This window comes from Solidesulfovibrio fructosivorans JJ] (assembly GCF_000179555.1).
GTDB classification, from domain to species: domain Bacteria; phylum Desulfobacterota; class Desulfovibrionia; order Desulfovibrionales; family Desulfovibrionaceae; genus Solidesulfovibrio; species Solidesulfovibrio fructosivorans.
This window is the reverse complement of record NZ_AECZ01000024.1, coordinates 43,983-59,601: the sequence shown is the minus strand read 5'-3', so window position 1 is coordinate 59,601 and position 15,619 is coordinate 43,983. Positions and strand designations below refer to the sequence as shown.

Genomic DNA, 15,619 nt, shown 5'->3' with positions numbered 1-15,619 from the left:
CCAGCCCCCCCCACCCTCCCCAAAAAACTTTTAAAGGGGTTAGGGTAAATTTGACCGCTACGTCTTTAATGCGGCGCTTCGCCGCTGGCGTGGTTGTCGCCGCAATCGCGTCCGGCGTCGAGGGGCGAAAGCCCCTCGTGCCGCCGGGCCGATTGCGGCGACAAATGCCGGACTCCCGCTACCCGCCATAGTCCCACCCGGCAAAGCGTAAAAGGGGGTCCGGGGGACATCAAGTCCCCCGGCGGTGAGGTGCAGGAGAGGCGGAGCCTCTCCTGCCGGGTCCAGGGCAGCGCCCTGGCCGCCGGAAGCCTTGTAAACCTGCCGGCAGACGTAGAGCACCAGCCCGACGACGGCAAGGGGGAAATCGGCGGCAACCACGGGGCGGTCCCCGTGCTTCGGGCCCAAGCCCTGGCCGCAAGCGGGGTTGGAAGGGCCCGGGACACGGCGGCGAACGCCTTGCTGTTCGGGTGTTACAGGCCGTTTAGCACACCGTATATCGTGCGTGATGTGATCCGCTTACTTGACTTGCTCGATGTCGAATACACCTGGCTGGACAAGGAGTATTGCTGCGGCCTGCCCCTGCTGCATCAGGCCGTTGGAGAGGAGCGCCAGGCCGTTGTCGGCGCGATCCAAAGGTTTATGCGGGGCAATTGGGAGTTGGCCGAAGCCAAGGGGCAAAACAGCTCGTCTACTGTTGCGCGGGCTGCGCCCATGCGGCCAAGGGCATTCTGGAAGACAGGCGGGAAAGCAATCAATACATTCTCGACCTGTTGCTCGATGCATTATCGACCAGGGCGCTTGCCGTGACGCCGATGCGGGTGGCGTATTTCGGCGGTTGTCATACCTCCTATGCCGGGCAGTTGCCGCGGGTTGCCCTTGATTGGGAGCGGTACCGCGCATTTCTGGAGAAGGTCGACAAGCTGCGGGTGGTTGATTTGCCGCGCACGCTGTGCTGCAAGGTCAAGCCGGATAAAATTGTCGAAATGGCCTTGGAGGAAGGCGTCGATGCCATGGTCTGCGCCTGTTCGGGCTGCAATGTGGCCATACGGCAGGCCGGAAGCGGCAGAATTCGGGTGATGAGCTATCCGGAACTGCTGCTTGAAAGCCTTGGCGTGAAAAGCGACGGGACTTCGTAAAAAAGCCGGTTCGCTTACACCTGCCGGCAGACGTAGAGCACCAGCCCGACGACGGCAAGGGTTATGCCGGCCACGCCCATGAGGCCGGGCCAGGGGCCGGCCAGAAGCAGGGTTTCGCCGAGCAGGGAAAAGACGACTTCCAGGGACTGGGTGGCGTCTGTCGCGGCCAGCTCGTAGGCGGTCCTGGCCCGGCTGCGGGCCCGCAGGAACAGCGAAGTGGCGATGACGCCGGCAAAGAGCGCCACCAGGGCGGTCTGGATGACCTGTCCTTGGGACGGGGCCGGCGGGTGGGTGACCGCGACCAGGATCAGCCAGAAGGGGATCGAGCCGATGGTGAGCAGCAGGGTGGGCGTGCGCCCGGCGTCGAGGGCCGGCTGGTCGATGCGCGGGATGCGTTTGCCGCCGCCGTGGCGGGCTTCCCAGACGAGCTGGTTGCCGAGGGGATAGGCCAGGGCCGCGACCAGCACGGCGGCCACGCCCCAAAGCCTCCCCAGGTCGGTCGCGCCGCGCGCCTGCTCCAGGTTGACCAGCACGATGCCGCAGAAGATGAGCCCGGTGAAGGCCAGGCCCTTGCGCGGCACCTTGCGACCCAAAAGGGCCAGCACCAGCGGCGTGGCCAGGATGGTGGACTGCCAGGTGGTGGCCACCACCCAGCCCGGGGAAAAGGCGGCGGCCAGGGTGATGCCGGCGTAAAAAACGCCGAAGCCGATGGAGCCGGCCAGGGTCCAGAAGACGGGGTTGCGGCCGAAAAGCCCGAAGGCCTCCCTGAGCGCCTTCGGCCCGCCGGAAGCGAGCGTCCAGGCCAGGAGGATCGGCAGCATGAAGGCGTAGCGCAGGCTGGCCGACCACACCCAGTGCCCGCCTTCCAGGCTCATGGCCCGGTTGAGCACGAAGGTGCTGCTGAAAAACAGGGCGGCCATGGCCCCCAGCCAGATGAGACGGGCCATGGGAAACGATCAGGCCAGTCCGGTCTCGGCGGCGACGTCGGCAATGGCGGCGATGGCCAGGGCCAAAAACTCGTCCAGGGGCACCCCGGCCTTCTCGCACTCCAGGATGTTGGCCCGGCGCACGTTGGCGGCAAAGGCCTTGTCCTTCATCTTCTTTTTGATGCTTTTGGGCTTCATGCCGACCATCTTGTCCGGCCGCACCAGGGCGGCGGCGGAGATGATGCCGGTGACGCTTTCGGATGCCCGCAGGGCGAAGTCGAAGGGCGTTTGCGGCGCGACGCCCGTGTGCTCGTCGTTGTGGGCGGCGATGGCGTGCATGGCCTCGGGCGGCAGCGCGCCTTCGGGCAAAAGCTCGGCCAGGGCGAGGCCGTGGCGTTCGGGGGTGGCGGCGGTCTGCGGGTAGTCCAGGTCGTGGAGCAGGCCGGTTATGCCCCAAAGCTCGGGATCTTCCCCGAGCCGGGCCGCCATGGCCCGCATGACGACTTCGGTTTCGCGGCCGTGGGCCACCAGTCCGGGATGGGGATTTTGGGCCGCGATGCATTCCACGGCCGTCGGGCGATCGATCATGAGGATTCCTTTGGCGTCTCGGCGGGATGCAGGGCGTCGAGGTCGGCCCGGATGTCCTTGGCCACGCGTTCGGCGTAGGCCAGAGCCACCTTTTTGGCGTCCTCGAGGTTGGGGATCTTGTCCTTGAGCGAGCGTTTGCCGACCTGGATTTTCCAGCCCGGCGCGCCCATGCGTTCATGGATGACGGCCACGAGCAGGGCCTTGCCGAGGTTGATGTAGTGCGTGCTGTCGTCGTGTCTGATCCATTCGGCTGTCATAACGCCTCCAGGGGAGCGTCCGCCCCGTGGGTATCCCTACCATGTTGCCGGCCGGCGGCAAAGGGCGCGCGGAAGGCATTTTTCGGTCATTTGGGAAAACGCAGGGTGAAGACCGCGCCGCCGTCGTTTCCGGCCTCCACGGTTCCGCCGAGCTGCCGGGACAGGTTGGCGATGAGCTGCATGCCGAGAGTGGCCCCCGCATCCGGGTCGAAGCCCTCGGGCAGGCCGGGGCCGTCGTCGCGGACCTTGATGACCACGTCTTTTTCCTCTTCGCGCAGCTCCACGAGCAAGAGTCCGGTCTCGCGCCCGGCGAAGCCGTGTTTGTAGGCGTTGGTGAAAAGCTCGTTGAGGGCAAGTCCGGCCGGCACCGCCTTCTCGATGGGCACGCCGACCGGGTCGAGGCGGCAATCGAAGGACAGGCGGGGCGTTTTCTGGTCATGGCCGAACAGGCGCGGCAAGAGCTCCCGGATGTAGTCGTCGAGGCGGATGCGCGACAGGCTGGTCGCGCGGTAAAGCTCCTCGTGGACGAGGGCCATGGAGGCGATGCGGTTGCGGCTTTCGCGGAAGCTCTCCAAGGCCGTCGGATCGTGGACCTGCTCTTCCTGGAGGTAGAGCAGGCCGGAGATGATCTGGAGGTTGTTTTTGACCCGGTGGTGGATTTCCTTGAGCAGGGTGTCCTTTTCGTCCAGGGACTCGCGCAGCTCCTGTTCGGCCTGCATGCGCGCGGTGACGTCCCTGTCCACGCCCCGGTAGCCCTTGAATACGCCGGATTCGTCGTGCCAGGGGACGCCGCTCGTGCTGATGCAGCGCCGCAGGCCGTCCCGGGCCACGCGCCAGTTGACGCACTCGCGCAGGGGTTCCCCCGTCTCCCTGGCCGCCTCGAAGACCGGCCGGACCCGCGCCTCTTCGCCGGGGGCCAGGAAATCGAAAAAGGATTTGCCGAGAAGCGCCTCGGGATCGTAGCCCATGGCTTGGCGCACCCTGGCGCTGACATAGACGAAGCGGGCGTCGGCATCGGTTTCCCATATCCAGTCGGCCATGCTGGCGGCGATATGGGCCATGCGCTCCTGGTTGCGGCGCAGGGCGGCCAGGGCGTTTTCGCGGGCCGTTTCGTGTCGGGCGAGCAGCTCCGCCATGGAGTCCAGGGTCTTGGCCACCTTGCCGATGCCGCCCGCGCCGTAAGGCAGGCCCGTGCGGGCGGTCAGGTCGCCGCGTCCGATGCGGTCGGCGGTGGCGGCGACCCGGTCGAGCCGCCTGGCGATGACCGCGCCGCCGAAAAACCAGGCCACGCCGAGGGCCAGGAAGGCGGTCGCGGCCAGCAAAATCAGGTTCGTGGCCAGGGCTTTTCTGGCCGGGGCCAGCACCACGGATGCGGGCAGCCCCACCACGAAGGTCATGTACGGGGCCTGCCCCGGCTCCAGGGAAAGCTTTTGGTAGGCGAAAAAGCGGTGGCGGCCGTCGGTGCCGGTTTGTGGAAACGCGCCTTCCTCGCCGCCTTCGGCGACGCGCCGCCAGACCTCGGCCTTGATGGGCCGGCCCAGCGGGTTTGTCGTGGTTTTGGGCCGGTAGTAAAGGCGCACGCCCTTGTTGTCGGTGATGCCGAGCATGGAGCCCGGGGGCAAAAGCAGCTTGTCGAAAGCCCTGTCGTAGCTGGCGAGCTTGACCGCGGCGATGAGCACGCCGGCCGTGTTGCCGGCGTTGTCGCGGAAGGGCAGGGCGAAGGGGAAGGCGGGGTCGAAGCCCGTGCGGCTGACGATGTATTCGCCGGCGGAAAAACGGCCCGTGGCCATGGCGTCCCGGAAGTGCTTGCGGTCGGCTAGGTTGACCCGGCCGTAGGGCAGGCCGGAGGCGACGATGTCGCCCTGCCGGTTGGTGACGAGGATATTGATGTAGATGGGGTTTTGTCGCAGCAGGGAGGCGAAAAGCGCGTCGCAGGCGGCGGTGTCCAGGCGGCGCACCTCGGGCATGGCGGCCAGGGTGGTGAGAAGCAGCCGGGTGCTGTCGGTGATGCTGGCCTGGACCTGGGCGAAGGAGGCCGCCGAACGCCGCGACTCCATGGTGGCGTCGTCGATCAGGTGGCGGCGCTGCAGGACCCCGTCATAGACTTGCAGGGCCAGTGCCGGCAGCACGGCCAAAAGGGCCAGGAGAACGAGTCCGCCCCGGATGGAGAGGGTCCAGCGGATTTTCACATGCCGTCTCCCGCGTCGCCGGCCGGCTGGTTTCGTTTGTCTCGTCAGCGCCCGCCAAGAAAAGACAGCAGGCGACGGGCCAGCCTCATCCCCGCCGTCAGGTCGGAGAAGCCGCGCCGCAGGGACGCTCCGGCCAATCCCCATTCCAGTCCCAGGAGCCGCCGGTTGATGTCGCCGCGAAGGGCCAGCCGTCTTTTCTCGGCCTCGAGTTTGCGCAACTCTCCGTCTAAAAACATTCGCGATCCTTTCGCAACTCGGCGGCGGTTTGGGAAAAGACCCGCGGCAGCCCGGACAGGCGGCGGCGCAGACGCCAGAAGGCGCCCGCCCCCGCGGCCAGGCAGACAAAGGCAATGCCGGCGGCCACCCAGGCCCGCCATGGCGGCGGCACGGCGATGAGCACGGCCACGCCGACAAGCCCCAGGCCCACGACCAGAAGCGCCGCGCCCGCGCAGGCCAGGATCAGGCACTGGGCCAGACGGACCTTGGCCTCCCTGGCCTCCAGCCCCAGAAGTTCCAGCCGGTCGGCCAGGATGTCCAGGCAGACGCCGGACAACCGGCCCCCGGCGGCAAGGGTTTCGTCAAGCGGGCCAAGCCCGGAGGCCATGCTACTTCCTGCTCATGAACCAGCCGAGGAACAGCCCCAGCAGAAAGGAGCCGCCCACGACGTGGTAGGGTTTTTCGCGCACCATGCGGTCCGCCGTGGCCACGGTCTCGTCGAGCAGCCCCTCGATGTCGGCGTATTTGCCTTTGGCGGCTTCGAGGCGTTCCTCCAGGCGCTGCCTGGCCTTTTGGATGCGCTCGTCGGCCTCGTCGGCCGTGGCGTCGAGGAGCGCCCCGGCGTGGCGCACGATTTCGCGCAATTCCTCGGAGGCCTGGTCGGCATAGGCGGGTTTCCTTGGCATCGCATTCCTCCTTGCACGGGCTTTGTCCATTATTTTGCAGGGTAGTCCGTAACGGGCGCGCTTGTCCATGCCCGGGCCTCGTCGTCCGGGGCGGCATCCGCTTCCCGGGACGAAGCGTCGGTGTCCACGGGCAGGAGGAAATGGAAGGCGCTGCCTCCCTCCGGCCCGCCGCGCAGGACCACGCGGCCGCTCATGCTCGTGGCCAGCAAGGCGCACAGCGCGAGTCCCAGCCCGGCGCCGCCCTGGCTCCGCGTGGTCGAGGCGTCGAGCAGGGTGAAGGGCATGAAAACGGCCTGCCGTTTGTCCGGCGGGATGCCCACTCCGGTGTCGATGACGCTGTAGCGCAAGACCTCCCGGCCAGTGCCCTCCAGCGAGCGGGCGAGCTCCAGGCGGACCTCCCCCGTGGCCGTGAATTTGACGGCGTTGTCGAGGAGATGGTCGAGCACTTGGCAGATTTTTTCGGGATCGCCGCAGGCCTCGGACGGCACGTCCGGTGCGACGGCCACGGTGAAGGCCAATCCCTTGGCCTCGGCCCGGGGGGCGCAGGCCTCGCCGGCCTGCCGGGCCAGGTCGGCCGGGACGTAAGGCCTAGTTTGCAATTGCAGGGTGCCGGAGTCCAGGCGCGAAATGGTCAGGACATCCTCGAGCAGGGTCAGAAGCGATTCGGCGGCCTGCTCGAGAGCGGCCAGATATTCGGACTGCGGGCCGGTGAGCCCGCTGTCGCGCAGCACGTCCACCATGCCGAGGATGGTGTTCATGGGCGTGCGGACCTCGTGGCTCATGACGGAGAGGAACCGCGTTTTGGCTTTGCTCGCCGTCTCGGCCGCCTCCTTGGCCTGGCGCAGCTCGCGCTCCATGTCCTTGCGTTCGGTGATGTCCATCATGACGCCGAGGAGGCAGGGCTCGCCGTAGGCGTCGAGGGGGATGCAGGAGAGCAGGCCGGTGGCCTTGCGTCCGTCCTTGAACCGCACCCGCAACTCCATGTTGCGGACGATGCCCTTGCGTTTGATGGTCCTGGCCACCCGTTCCCGGTCTTTCGGGTCCAGCCAGATGTCCAGGGATCTGTTGCTGCGGCCGATGACATCCTCCCGGGTGTAGCCGGTCATGTCGGTGAAGGTCTTGTTGATGTCGATGTAGCGCGCGTCCGCCTGGGTGGTGATGGCGATGACGGCGGGGGTGAGGTGGAAGATCTTGTCCAGCCGCTCGCGGCTTTCCCGCAGCATGGCTTCGGCTTCGAGCTCCTCGGTCACGTCCCTGGCGTAGATGGCCAGCCGGACCGGGGCGTCGGCCACGCCCGGCAGGCGGTACAGGACGCTGTCGTAGGTGCGCCCGCCCCGGATATCCCGGAAGCGGACGGTGCGGCCCGTGGTCATGGCCTCCGTGTAGTGCCGCCGGCGGGCAGCGGCGACGGCGGGTTCGGTCAGGTCCAGGATGACCCGGCCGCGCATGGAGGCGACGTCGCGGTCGAACCGCGCCGCCGCGGTGCGGTTGGCCGTGAGCACCCGGAAATCCTGGTCAAGGACCAGGATGGCGTCGCTTGTGGCGTCGAAGACCGTTTCGAGCAGGTCGTGCTGGGCGCGCAGGGCGCGTTCGGCTTCTTCGCGGCGGACGGTTTCGGCCCGCAGAAGGCGGTTGCGCCACAAGGCCAGGACCAGGGCAGTGACAAGGGCCAGGGCGAACAGGATGTCGACTGTGATGGTATGGGAAAGGTCGGTCCCAGCCTCGGCCGGGGCCGGAAGGCCGAGGAGGGCGGCGGGCAGCAGCCCGGCCCGGCCCGCTATCGCGGCTACATGAAGGCGTAGGCGCTGTGTCCGTGCTGGCGGCGCACCCGCTCGATCACGGCCGTGCGGTCCTCGGAGGCGTGCCCGCCGGGGCTGGTGGCGCAGACGAGTTCGGCCGGCGAAAAGCTGTAGCCGTTGAGGATGACGAAGCGGCGGCGCTCCCATTTGTTTTTGCATTCCCCAAGAGCCCAGCGAAAATCCTGGTCCTCATGGAGCCGGCTGACGAATTCCTTGGCGCTTTGCAGTGACATGGCTGCTCCTCCCTGTACGTGGCGCGGGCGAAGCAATGACCATGCCAATCCATGTCATACGGCTCCTCGAAAAGAGCTCTTTGATATTAACGGGTTGTGTTGTCGTTGTACGTCCGCTTCCCGCCCGCCCGGCCGGTCCGTTTCACCGGGGCAAACGGCCGCGCCAGGCGTCTGCATTTGGCAAACGCGGCCCCGGGTTACTTCGGATAGTTCGTATTGCAGTATTTCGCGCACCAGTTGTTGGCCATCATCACCGTGGACACGCACCCGTCGAACTCGTTGGGGACGTACAGGCGGTTGTAGACGTCCTGGCAGGCCTTGACACAGGCTTCCCGGGAGGCGTGTTTGACCGAGAGCACGTCCGTGTCGAATTCGTTGCAAATGGAAATGGTGTCGCAGGAGGCGCGTCGGCCGATGGAGGTGTAGCAAAAGCCCCGGAATTCGGAGTCGGTCAGGGGGCGCGCGGCGCAACCGGCAAGGCCGAGGGTGAGTCCGGCCAAAGCGAGTGCTAACAGCGTTTTCATGGGTTCCTTCCTTTTCGGAGCTCCGCGTCGGTTTTCCAAGTCCTGGTCGCGGACTCCGCCTGCATGCATATTATACTGTTTGACCGCGCGTTGGGAAGGGGGGCCGCCCGGTTGCGGCGGAAAGGGGCCGGGTACAAAATCTTGTACCGCCTGTCCGGGGGTTGGCTGGTCCGGTCAAGGATTCTGTACCCGAAACGACTGCCGCGGCCTGGAATTCTCTCCGCACCTTTCCTGCCAATACCTTGTTATTCCATGATGATTTTTTTTATTTTGAAGAAATGGGCGGGTTGGCCCCATCCTTGCTTATTAAAAAGTATCCTTCCTCCAAGAACGCAAATTTAGAAAAAGGACTTCCGGGATGGCGACCCGAAAGTCCTTTTTCGTTTGTGGCCGCTTCCCTGACGCCGCGACGGCCTGTGCCCGCAACCGGCCGGTCGGGGCGAAAAAAAAGGGGCGGCTGGCCGCGCGGCCGGGAAATCCCGGACATGCGCGGCCAGCCGCCCCGTCGCCCGCGGGCGTACAAATCCTTTGACCGCTACCGGCCGGCCGCCTTGGCCCAGGAGTCCCGAAGCGCCACCGAGCGGTTGAAGACCGGTTTTTGCGGCGTGCCGTCCTTGTCGGCGCAGAAATAGCCCAGCCGCTCGAACTGGATGTTCTCCCCGGCCGTAACGCCGGCCAGCGCCGGCTCGATCAGGGCGTCCTCGATCACTTCCAGGGAATCGGAATTGAGCCAGTCCTTGAAGTCGCCCTTGCCCTCGGACGGATTTTCCTTGGTGAACAGGCGGTCGTAGAGGCGCACCTCGGCCGGCTTGGCATGGGCGGCGGACACCCAGTGCAGCGTGCCCTTGACCTTGCGTCCGTCGTTGGACCAGCCGCCGCGCGTGGCCGGATCGTAGGCGCAACGCAATTCGACGACCTCGCCCGTGGCCGGGTCCTTTATGACGCCGGTGCAGGTGACATAGTAGGCGTAGCGCAGCCGCACCTCGGCCCCGGGGGCCAGACGGAACCATTTCTTGGCCGGGGTCTCCATGAAGTCGTCGCGCTCGACGTATATTTCCCGGGAAAACGGCACCGGCCGCGAACCCTGGGACGGGTCCTCGGGGTGGTAGGGGCAGTCGAAGGTTTCCACCTGGCCCTCGGGATAGTTCTCGATGACGACCTTGAGCGGCCGCAGCACCGCCATGACCCGTTTGGCCCGGCGGTTCAAATCCTCGCGCAGGCAGTGCTCCAACAGGGCCATGTCCACCATGTTGTCGGCCTTGGAGATGCCGATGCGCTCGCAGAAGTCGCGGATGGCCTCCGGGGTGTAGCCCCGGCGGCGGATGCCGCTTAAGGTGGGCAGGCGGGGGTCGTCCCAGCCGGTCACGTGCTTTTCCGTCACCAGCTGGATGAGTTTGCGCTTGCTTAAGACCGTATAGGAAAGGTTTAAGCGCGCGAATTCGATCTGCTGGGGATGCTGGGGCACGGGCAGGTTGTCGAGGACCCAATCGTAAAGCGGCCGGTTGTTCTCGAACTCCAGCGAGCACAGGGAATGGGTCACCCCTTCCAGGGCGTCGGAAATGCAGTGGGTGTAGTCGTACATCGGGTAGATGCACCACTTGTCGCCGGTGCGGTGGTGGGCGACGTGCTTGATGCGGTAAAGCACCGGGTCGCGCAGGACCACGTTGGGGCTTTGCATGTCGATTTTCGCCCGCAGCACCTTGGCCCCGTCCGGAAATTCGCCGGCGCGCATGCGGCGGAACAGGCCGAGGTTCTCCTCGGGCGTGCGGCCGCGATACGGGCTGTCCTTGCCCGGCTCGGTCAGGGTGCCCCGGTAGGCCCGGATCTCCTCCTGGGACAGGTCGTCGACGTAGGCCAGGCCCTTTTCGATCAGCATTTCGGCAAAGGCGTAGAGCCGGTCGAAGTAGTCCGAGGCATAGAACAGCCGGTCTTCCCAGTCGAAGCCGAGCCAATGCACGTCCGCTTTGATCGAGTCGACGTATTCCACCTCTTCCTTGGCCGGATTGGTGTCGTCGAAGCGCAGGTTGCACTGGCCGGAGAATTCCTTGGCCAAGCCGAAATTCAGGCAGATGGACTTGGCGTGGCCGATGTGCAGGTAGCCGTTGGGCTCCGGCGGAAAGCGGGTATGGACGCGGCCGGCCCATTTGCCGGTGCGCATGTCCTCGTCGATGATCTGGCGGATGAAATCCCGGGCCGGGGCGGCCCCGGCGGCGTCCTTGGCTTCCGCGTCGCGTGCGGTCATGGCTGTGCCTCGTTGCTTCTTAAGGAATGCGGCGGCCGGGCGGCCGCGAGAAGCGCGAAAAATAGGGCAAAAGCCGGGGACGGTCAAATGGGGCGGCCCCGTCCCGGACGCTTCCGGACGAGCCGGGGGCCGGGATCGGGGCCAGTTGGCGGACAGCGGCCGCGCTTTGGCGCGGGATGGTCAATTATTGGAAGATGTTGTTGGTGTTGACCCAGCCGTACATGTTCAGGGTCGGCACATGCACCAGGGCCCAGCCCTCACGGTCGTCCAGCAGGACGTCGACCTGGGTGCCGATGGGCATCTTGGCCAGCACGCCGCAGGAGAGGCCCTCGCAGTTGCGAAGCGGCAGCCCGGTGAAGCCGGCGTGGGCCGAGCGTTGCGGGGTCAGGGTCCAGGTCTCGGCCAGGATGGCCTGCTGTTGCGAAGACATGGCCGGGGCCTGTTGCATGGATTGGGCCTGGGCGGTCGCGGCCAGGGCGAAAGCGAACACGGCAACCCCGAACAGAAAACCGAAGATGCGCGTTTTCATGATGCAACTCCTCGTTTACGTTTCCCGACGGGCCATAAGACTGGCGTAGCTTTTCGCGGCGCGGCCGGTCCGCGCCACGGCGCTATGTCGCCGTTCCAGCCTGGAACGGCGAGACTGCCTTGTTCATAGCGCAGTTTTGGGGGTGGTCAAACTCTTTTTGTGAAAAAAGCGAAGTTGCGATTGCGCAAAAGTCTTTGAAATCTGCTGCGTTAATATTCATGTTCCATATATTTCAACACGTTGACAATTCGCGGTGCCTCCTGCAAAGCTCAAAGCATTCCTGTTGAGGCGGTGCCCATGTCTTTCGTTGCTTCCCTGTCTTCCTCAGGCGTGCCGGATGACGCCTTCAAGCGAGTCTTTCTTTCCTCCCCCAACGCCGCGCTCTTGCGGGATGCCGACGGCATGGTCATGGCCGTCAACACGGCCTTCGAGGCGCTTTTCGGCGTGGAGGCGGGCGAGATCGTGGGCCTGGACCTGCGCGAGGTGGTGCGGCCCATGGACGCGCGGGCCGAAGAGCCGGAAGGCGGGGCCTGGAATCTGTGCGGCGCGGCGCTCTTGCGCTGCACGCGCTGGAGCGCCGGGGAAAACGGCGCCGTGGACGTCAGCGTCTCCAATTTCACCGTGGGGGCCGTCGACGGCCGGCCCGTGTCCTGCATGCTCTTTCGGGACATCTCCACGCGGCGTCGGGCCGAGGAAAATCTGCGGGCCGCCGAGCGCAAGTACCGCTCCATTTTCGAAAACGCCGTGGAAGGCATCTTCCAGACGACGCCCGAAGGCCGCTATCTGGAGGCCAACCGGACCCTGGCCCGCATTTACGGCTTCGTCTCGGTGGTCGAGATGACGCAGCATTTTCGCGACATCGGAAGCCAGCTCTACGTCGATCCGGGCCGGCGCGACGATTTCGTGCGCCAGCTGTCCGCCCACGACCAGGTGCGCGATTTCGAATCCCAGATCCGCAAAAAGGACGGCGCCGTCATCTGGATTTCCGAAAACGCCCGGGTGGTGCGCGAGGCGGACGGCAAAGCGGCCTACTATGAAGGCACCGTCGTCGACATCACCGACCGCAAGCGGGCCGAGGAGAGCGCCGCCGCCCAACGCGCCTACTTCTCCCAGCTGTTCGCCAACTCCCCCCAGGCCATTTCGCTGATCGACATGCATCGCAACATCGTGGACGTCAACGCGGCCTTCGAAGACCTTTTCGGCTTTCGGGCAGTGGACCTCAAAGGCTTCGGCATGCGCGCCTTCATCGTGCCCGAGCCCCTGCTGACCGAGTGCGAAAACGTCCGCACCGCCATCCTGTCCGGCAAATCGGTCGTGCGCGAAACCTCGAGACGCCACCAGGACGGCCGGCTCATCCCCGTGTCCATGATCGGCTTCCCCATCCGGATCGCCGGCGAGACCCAGGGCATCGTCTACATTTACCAGGACATCTCCGAACGCAAGGCCTTCGAGGAGCAGATCACCCACCAGGCCTTCCACGACGCCCTGACCGGGCTCCCCAACCGCAGCCTGTTCGCCGACCGCCTGGAACGGGCGCTGACGCGCACGAGACGCCGCGACGACTACCAGTACGCGGTGCTCATGATCGACCTCAATAAGTTCAAGGGGATAAACGACACCATGGGCCATGCCGCCGGGGACCTGCTCCTGCGGGAAGTGGCGCGGCGGTTGGCCGGCTGCGTGCGCTCCATGGATACGGTGGCCCGGCTCGGCGGCGACGAATTCGCCGTCATTCTGGAGGAGCTCAAGTCGAAAAAAGAGGTCATGGCCGTTGTCGACCGCATCGGCGTGACCGTGGAACAGCCCTTTTGTCTGTGCGGCACTACGGTTTCGCCCGGGGCGAGCATCGGCATCGTGCTGCACACCCGGGACTACGCCGCGTCCGAGGATGTGCTGCGCGACGCCGATATCGCCATGTACCGGGCCAAGGAACAGGGCCGGCTGTCCATGATCTTCGACCGGCAAATGCACCAGGAAATCCTCGAGGCCATCACCCTCGAAGTCGACTTGCGCAACGCCCTCGAACAGAACCAGCTCCTGCTGCACTACCAGCCCATCGTGGACGTCAAAACCGGCGATATCGCGGGGTTCGAAGCCCTGGTGCGCTGGGACCACCCCAGCCGGGGCCTCGTGCCGCCGGTCAAATTCATCCCCCTGGCCGAGGAGACCGGGCTCATCGTGCCGCTCGGCCGCTACGTCATCGACGAAGCCTGCCGCCAACTGCGCGCCTGGCAGCTGGAAATGCCCGAAGCCGCCCATCTCACCGTCAGCGTCAACGTCTCCTGCCGCCAGTTCGTCAAGGACGGCCTGGTCGAACACGTGGCCGGCGTACTGGCCGAAACCGGATTGGCCCCTTCCTGCCTCAAGCTCGAGATCACCGAATCCGTGCTCATGCACGACGCCCGGGTCACCGCCCGGGAACTGCAACGCCTCAAAGACCTGGGCGTCAAAATCGCCATCGACGACTTCGGCACCGGCTACTCCTCCCTGTCCTATCTGCGCCAGCTCCCCATCGACCAGCTCAAGATCGACCGCTCCTTTATAAGCGGCCATGAATGCAACGACGAAAGCCAGGAAATCGTCAAATCCATCATCTCCCTGGCCCGTAGCCTGGGGCTGACCGTGGTCGCCGAAGGCGTGGAATGCCCCGACCAGCTCGACCGGCTGCGCCTGGCCGACTGCGACAAAGCCCAGGGATTCATGTTCTCCCGCCCCCTGGACAAGGACGCCGCCCACCGCCTCATCCGCGGGAACGGGTAAGAGCGGAACCGGGGCGCCGCCCCGAACCCCCGGCAGGGGAGGCGCTGCCTCCCCCGCACCCCACCGCCGAGGGGCCACGGGCCCCCCGGACCCCCCTTCTCGGCTCTGGCTTGTCGGGAATGGCATTGGTTGTCGGGGAGTCGGTTGGGTAAAGATGGAGGCGGAATTTGTCGGGACGGTGCGTGTCGCTGCGCGACAAGCTCGTCCCAAGCAAATTCCGCCTCCACCACGCCGGTCGCCCCAAGGGGGCGACATTCAGAAAAAATCTCTTGTTCTTAAAATGCGGCGCTTCGCCGCTGGCGTGGTTGTTGCCGCAATCGCGTCCGGCGTCGAGGCGCGAAGCGCCTCGTGTCGCCGGGCCGATTGCGGCAACAAACGTTCGGCGTCCGCCGCCGAACGACATCGGCCATCCCGTCCTCTCCGCTCCAGCACCACCCGCCAGACCAGCCCGGTAAAGGGGGGACCGGGGGGCATCAAGCCCCCCGGCGGGGGTGCGGGGGCGGAGCCCCTGCGTCTCTTCTCTTCTCTCCGCTCCTCTAGTCGACGTATTTCTTGGCGTAGGCGGCGTCGTTGTAGAGTCCGGCGCCGTATTGTTTCTTGCCGTAGTTGCCGATGATGTGCTGGCCTTCGGGGGAGGCGACGAAGGCGATGAATCCGGCGGCCAGGTCGGAAGTCGGCTTGCCGTCTTTTTGGCCGCACAGGGCGTGGTAGGTGTTGACGAGTTTTTTATCGCCGGAGAAGAGCACCTTGAGTTTGGGCATGTTTTTTTGTTCGGCCACCCAGGTGCTGCTGTCGGTCATGAAGTAGCCGCCCTCGTCGTTGGCGCGTTTGAGGGTGGCGGTCATGAAGTCCTTGGTGACGATGTACCAGTCTCCGGCCGGCTCTATGCCGGCGTCCTTCCATATGCCGAGTTCTTTTTTGTGGGTGCCGGAGTTGTCGCCGCGCGAGAAGAATTTGGCTTTGGCTTTGGCGATGTCCCGGTAGGCGTCGGCGGCGGTTTTGGCTTTGGCAATGCCGGCCGGGTCGCTTGCGGGGCCGACGATGAAAAATTCGTTGGACCCGAGCAGGGTCGGGCAGCCGGCCCAGCCTTCGGCCACGGCTTTTTTCTCGGCGGCCGGGGCGTGGACCATGATCATGTCCACCTTGCCCGCTTTGAGCAGGTCGAGGGATTGGCCGGAGCCGGCCTTGATCCAGTCGAGGCGGCAGCCCGCCTTGGCGCAGTAGGCGTTGCCGAGGATTTTGAGCAGCCCCAGTTCGCCGGGGCTGCCGGTGGCGAGGGTGAAGACTTTGGGACCCGGGCCGTAGGAGGCCGCGACGGGCGGCTCGGCCTGGGCGATCCGGGCAGCGATCAAAAGCAAGAACGCAAAGGCCAGGTAACGCAGTGTACGCATGGGGAACCTCCTTTATGATTTCGAGAACATATGAAATAGTGATTTGTGCGTCTATCGTTTCGTAAGAATACTATTAATAATCAATAATTTATGTTGGAAATGATAGAAGGTCAAAAAAAGGAAAAAAGCTCCTTTACACGTAA

Annotated in this window: 15 protein-coding genes; 2 read left to right on the top strand and 13 right to left on the bottom strand. The window is 65.3% G+C overall.

Annotated features, from left to right (window positions below; all coding sequences use genetic code 11):
• The first annotated feature begins 650 nt into the window (after positions 1–650).
• Positions 651–1,136 carry a hypothetical protein gene (locus tag DESFRDRAFT_RS20830; protein ID WP_144005054.1) on the top strand — a complete coding sequence of 162 codons (486 nt, stop codon included), beginning with the start codon at positions 651–653 and terminating at the stop codon, positions 1,134–1,136.
• A gap of 14 nt (positions 1,137–1,150) precedes the next feature.
• On the opposite strand, the gene DESFRDRAFT_RS15340 is transcribed toward DESFRDRAFT_RS20830, so the two are convergent.
• The 12 genes from DESFRDRAFT_RS15340 to DESFRDRAFT_RS15285 form a co-directional block, all read right to left on the bottom strand.
• Complete coding sequence (locus tag DESFRDRAFT_RS15340) at positions 1,151–2,083, bottom strand: DMT family transporter (protein WP_005995406.1); 933 nt, start codon at positions 2,081–2,083, stop codon at positions 1,151–1,153.
• A gap of 9 nt (positions 2,084–2,092) precedes the next feature.
• The gene (locus tag DESFRDRAFT_RS15335) at positions 2,093–2,650 is read right to left on the bottom strand and encodes an HDIG domain-containing metalloprotein (protein WP_005995402.1); all 558 of its coding nucleotides are present in this window, start codon (positions 2,648–2,650) and stop codon (positions 2,093–2,095) included.
• Positions 2,647–2,907 (bottom strand): hypothetical protein, encoded by a 261-nt coding sequence (locus DESFRDRAFT_RS15330; protein WP_005995400.1) that lies wholly within the window; start codon positions 2,905–2,907, stop codon positions 2,647–2,649. Before DESFRDRAFT_RS15330 ends, DESFRDRAFT_RS15335 begins: the two co-directional genes overlap by 4 nt.
• An 86-nt stretch (positions 2,908–2,993) precedes the next feature.
• Positions 2,994–5,096, bottom strand: coding sequence for a histidine kinase dimerization/phosphoacceptor domain -containing protein (locus DESFRDRAFT_RS15325; RefSeq protein ID WP_005995397.1), 2,103 nt, complete (start codon positions 5,094–5,096; stop codon positions 2,994–2,996).
• A gap of 44 nt (positions 5,097–5,140) precedes the next feature.
• Positions 5,141–5,332: a hypothetical protein gene (locus DESFRDRAFT_RS15320; RefSeq protein WP_005995396.1), complete on the bottom strand. Its 192-nt coding sequence runs from the start codon at positions 5,330–5,332 to the stop codon at positions 5,141–5,143.
• Entirely contained in the window at positions 5,323–5,700 is a 378-nt protein-coding gene (locus DESFRDRAFT_RS15315; protein ID WP_005995395.1) for a phage holin family protein, read from the bottom strand. The genes DESFRDRAFT_RS15320 and DESFRDRAFT_RS15315 overlap by 10 nt, the downstream gene beginning before the upstream one ends.
• Before the next feature lies 1 nt (position 5,701).
• Positions 5,702–5,998 (bottom strand): DUF883 family protein, encoded by a 297-nt coding sequence (locus DESFRDRAFT_RS15310; protein ID WP_005995394.1) that lies wholly within the window; start codon positions 5,996–5,998, stop codon positions 5,702–5,704.
• Between the two features lie 29 nt (positions 5,999–6,027).
• The gene (locus DESFRDRAFT_RS15305) at positions 6,028–7,641 is read right to left on the bottom strand and encodes a PAS domain-containing protein (RefSeq protein ID WP_005995393.1); all 1,614 of its coding nucleotides are present in this window, start codon (positions 7,639–7,641) and stop codon (positions 6,028–6,030) included.
• A gap of 143 nt (positions 7,642–7,784) precedes the next feature.
• Entirely contained in the window at positions 7,785–8,030 is a 246-nt protein-coding gene (locus DESFRDRAFT_RS15300) for a Nif11-like leader peptide family natural product precursor (RefSeq protein ID WP_005995392.1), read from the bottom strand.
• A 197-nt stretch (positions 8,031–8,227) separates the two neighbouring features.
• Positions 8,228–8,554, bottom strand: a complete 327-nt coding sequence (locus tag DESFRDRAFT_RS15295) for a hypothetical protein (RefSeq protein WP_005995391.1) — start codon at positions 8,552–8,554, stop codon at positions 8,228–8,230.
• A gap of 535 nt (positions 8,555–9,089) precedes the next feature.
• The gene (locus DESFRDRAFT_RS15290; protein ID WP_005995390.1) at positions 9,090–10,796 is read right to left on the bottom strand and encodes a glutamine--tRNA ligase/YqeY domain fusion protein; all 1,707 of its coding nucleotides are present in this window, start codon (positions 10,794–10,796) and stop codon (positions 9,090–9,092) included.
• A 184-nt stretch (positions 10,797–10,980) separates the two neighbouring features.
• Positions 10,981–11,325 (bottom strand): SH3 domain-containing protein, encoded by a 345-nt coding sequence (locus DESFRDRAFT_RS15285; protein WP_005995389.1) that lies wholly within the window; start codon positions 11,323–11,325, stop codon positions 10,981–10,983.
• 297 nt (positions 11,326–11,622) lie between these two features.
• Between DESFRDRAFT_RS15285 and DESFRDRAFT_RS15280 the strand changes: the two genes are divergently transcribed.
• Entirely contained in the window at positions 11,623–14,085 is a 2,463-nt protein-coding gene (locus DESFRDRAFT_RS15280) for a sensor domain-containing protein (protein WP_005995388.1), read from the top strand.
• A 536-nt stretch (positions 14,086–14,621) separates the two neighbouring features.
• Here DESFRDRAFT_RS15280 and DESFRDRAFT_RS15275 read toward each other — a convergent pair.
• Positions 14,622–15,476 (bottom strand): substrate-binding domain-containing protein, encoded by an 855-nt coding sequence (locus DESFRDRAFT_RS15275; protein ID WP_005995387.1) that lies wholly within the window; start codon positions 15,474–15,476, stop codon positions 14,622–14,624.
• Between the last annotated feature and the right edge of the window lie 143 nt (positions 15,477–15,619).

Bases quoted from the DNA above. Each gene is read 5' to 3' on its own strand.
- DESFRDRAFT_RS15295 (WP_005995391.1), bottom strand. From the start codon at position 8,554: ATGAAAACGCTGTTAGCACTCGCTTTGGCCGGACTCACCCTCGGCCTT.
- DESFRDRAFT_RS15310 (WP_005995394.1), bottom strand. From the start codon at position 5,998: ATGCCAAGGAAACCCGCCTATGCCGACCAGGCCTCCGAGGAATTGCGC.
- DESFRDRAFT_RS15275 (WP_005995387.1), bottom strand. From the start codon at position 15,476: ATGCGTACACTGCGTTACCTGGCCTTTGCGTTCTTGCTTTTGATCGCT.
- DESFRDRAFT_RS15290 (WP_005995390.1), bottom strand. From the start codon at position 10,796: ATGACCGCACGCGACGCGGAAGCCAAGGACGCCGCCGGGGCCGCCCCG.
- DESFRDRAFT_RS15285 (WP_005995389.1), bottom strand. From the start codon at position 11,325: ATGAAAACGCGCATCTTCGGTTTTCTGTTCGGGGTTGCCGTGTTCGCT.
- DESFRDRAFT_RS15300 (WP_005995392.1), bottom strand. From the start codon at position 8,030: ATGTCACTGCAAAGCGCCAAGGAATTCGTCAGCCGGCTCCATGAGGAC.
- DESFRDRAFT_RS15335 (WP_005995402.1), bottom strand. From the start codon at position 2,650: ATGATCGATCGCCCGACGGCCGTGGAATGCATCGCGGCCCAAAATCCC.
- DESFRDRAFT_RS15320 (WP_005995396.1), bottom strand. From the start codon at position 5,332: ATGTTTTTAGACGGAGAGTTGCGCAAACTCGAGGCCGAGAAAAGACGG.
- DESFRDRAFT_RS15280 (WP_005995388.1), top strand. From the start codon at position 11,623: ATGTCTTTCGTTGCTTCCCTGTCTTCCTCAGGCGTGCCGGATGACGCC.
- DESFRDRAFT_RS15315 (WP_005995395.1), bottom strand. From the start codon at position 5,700: ATGGCCTCCGGGCTTGGCCCGCTTGACGAAACCCTTGCCGCCGGGGGC.
- DESFRDRAFT_RS15340 (WP_005995406.1), bottom strand. From the start codon at position 2,083: ATGGCCCGTCTCATCTGGCTGGGGGCCATGGCCGCCCTGTTTTTCAGC.
- DESFRDRAFT_RS15330 (WP_005995400.1), bottom strand. From the start codon at position 2,907: ATGACAGCCGAATGGATCAGACACGACGACAGCACGCACTACATCAAC.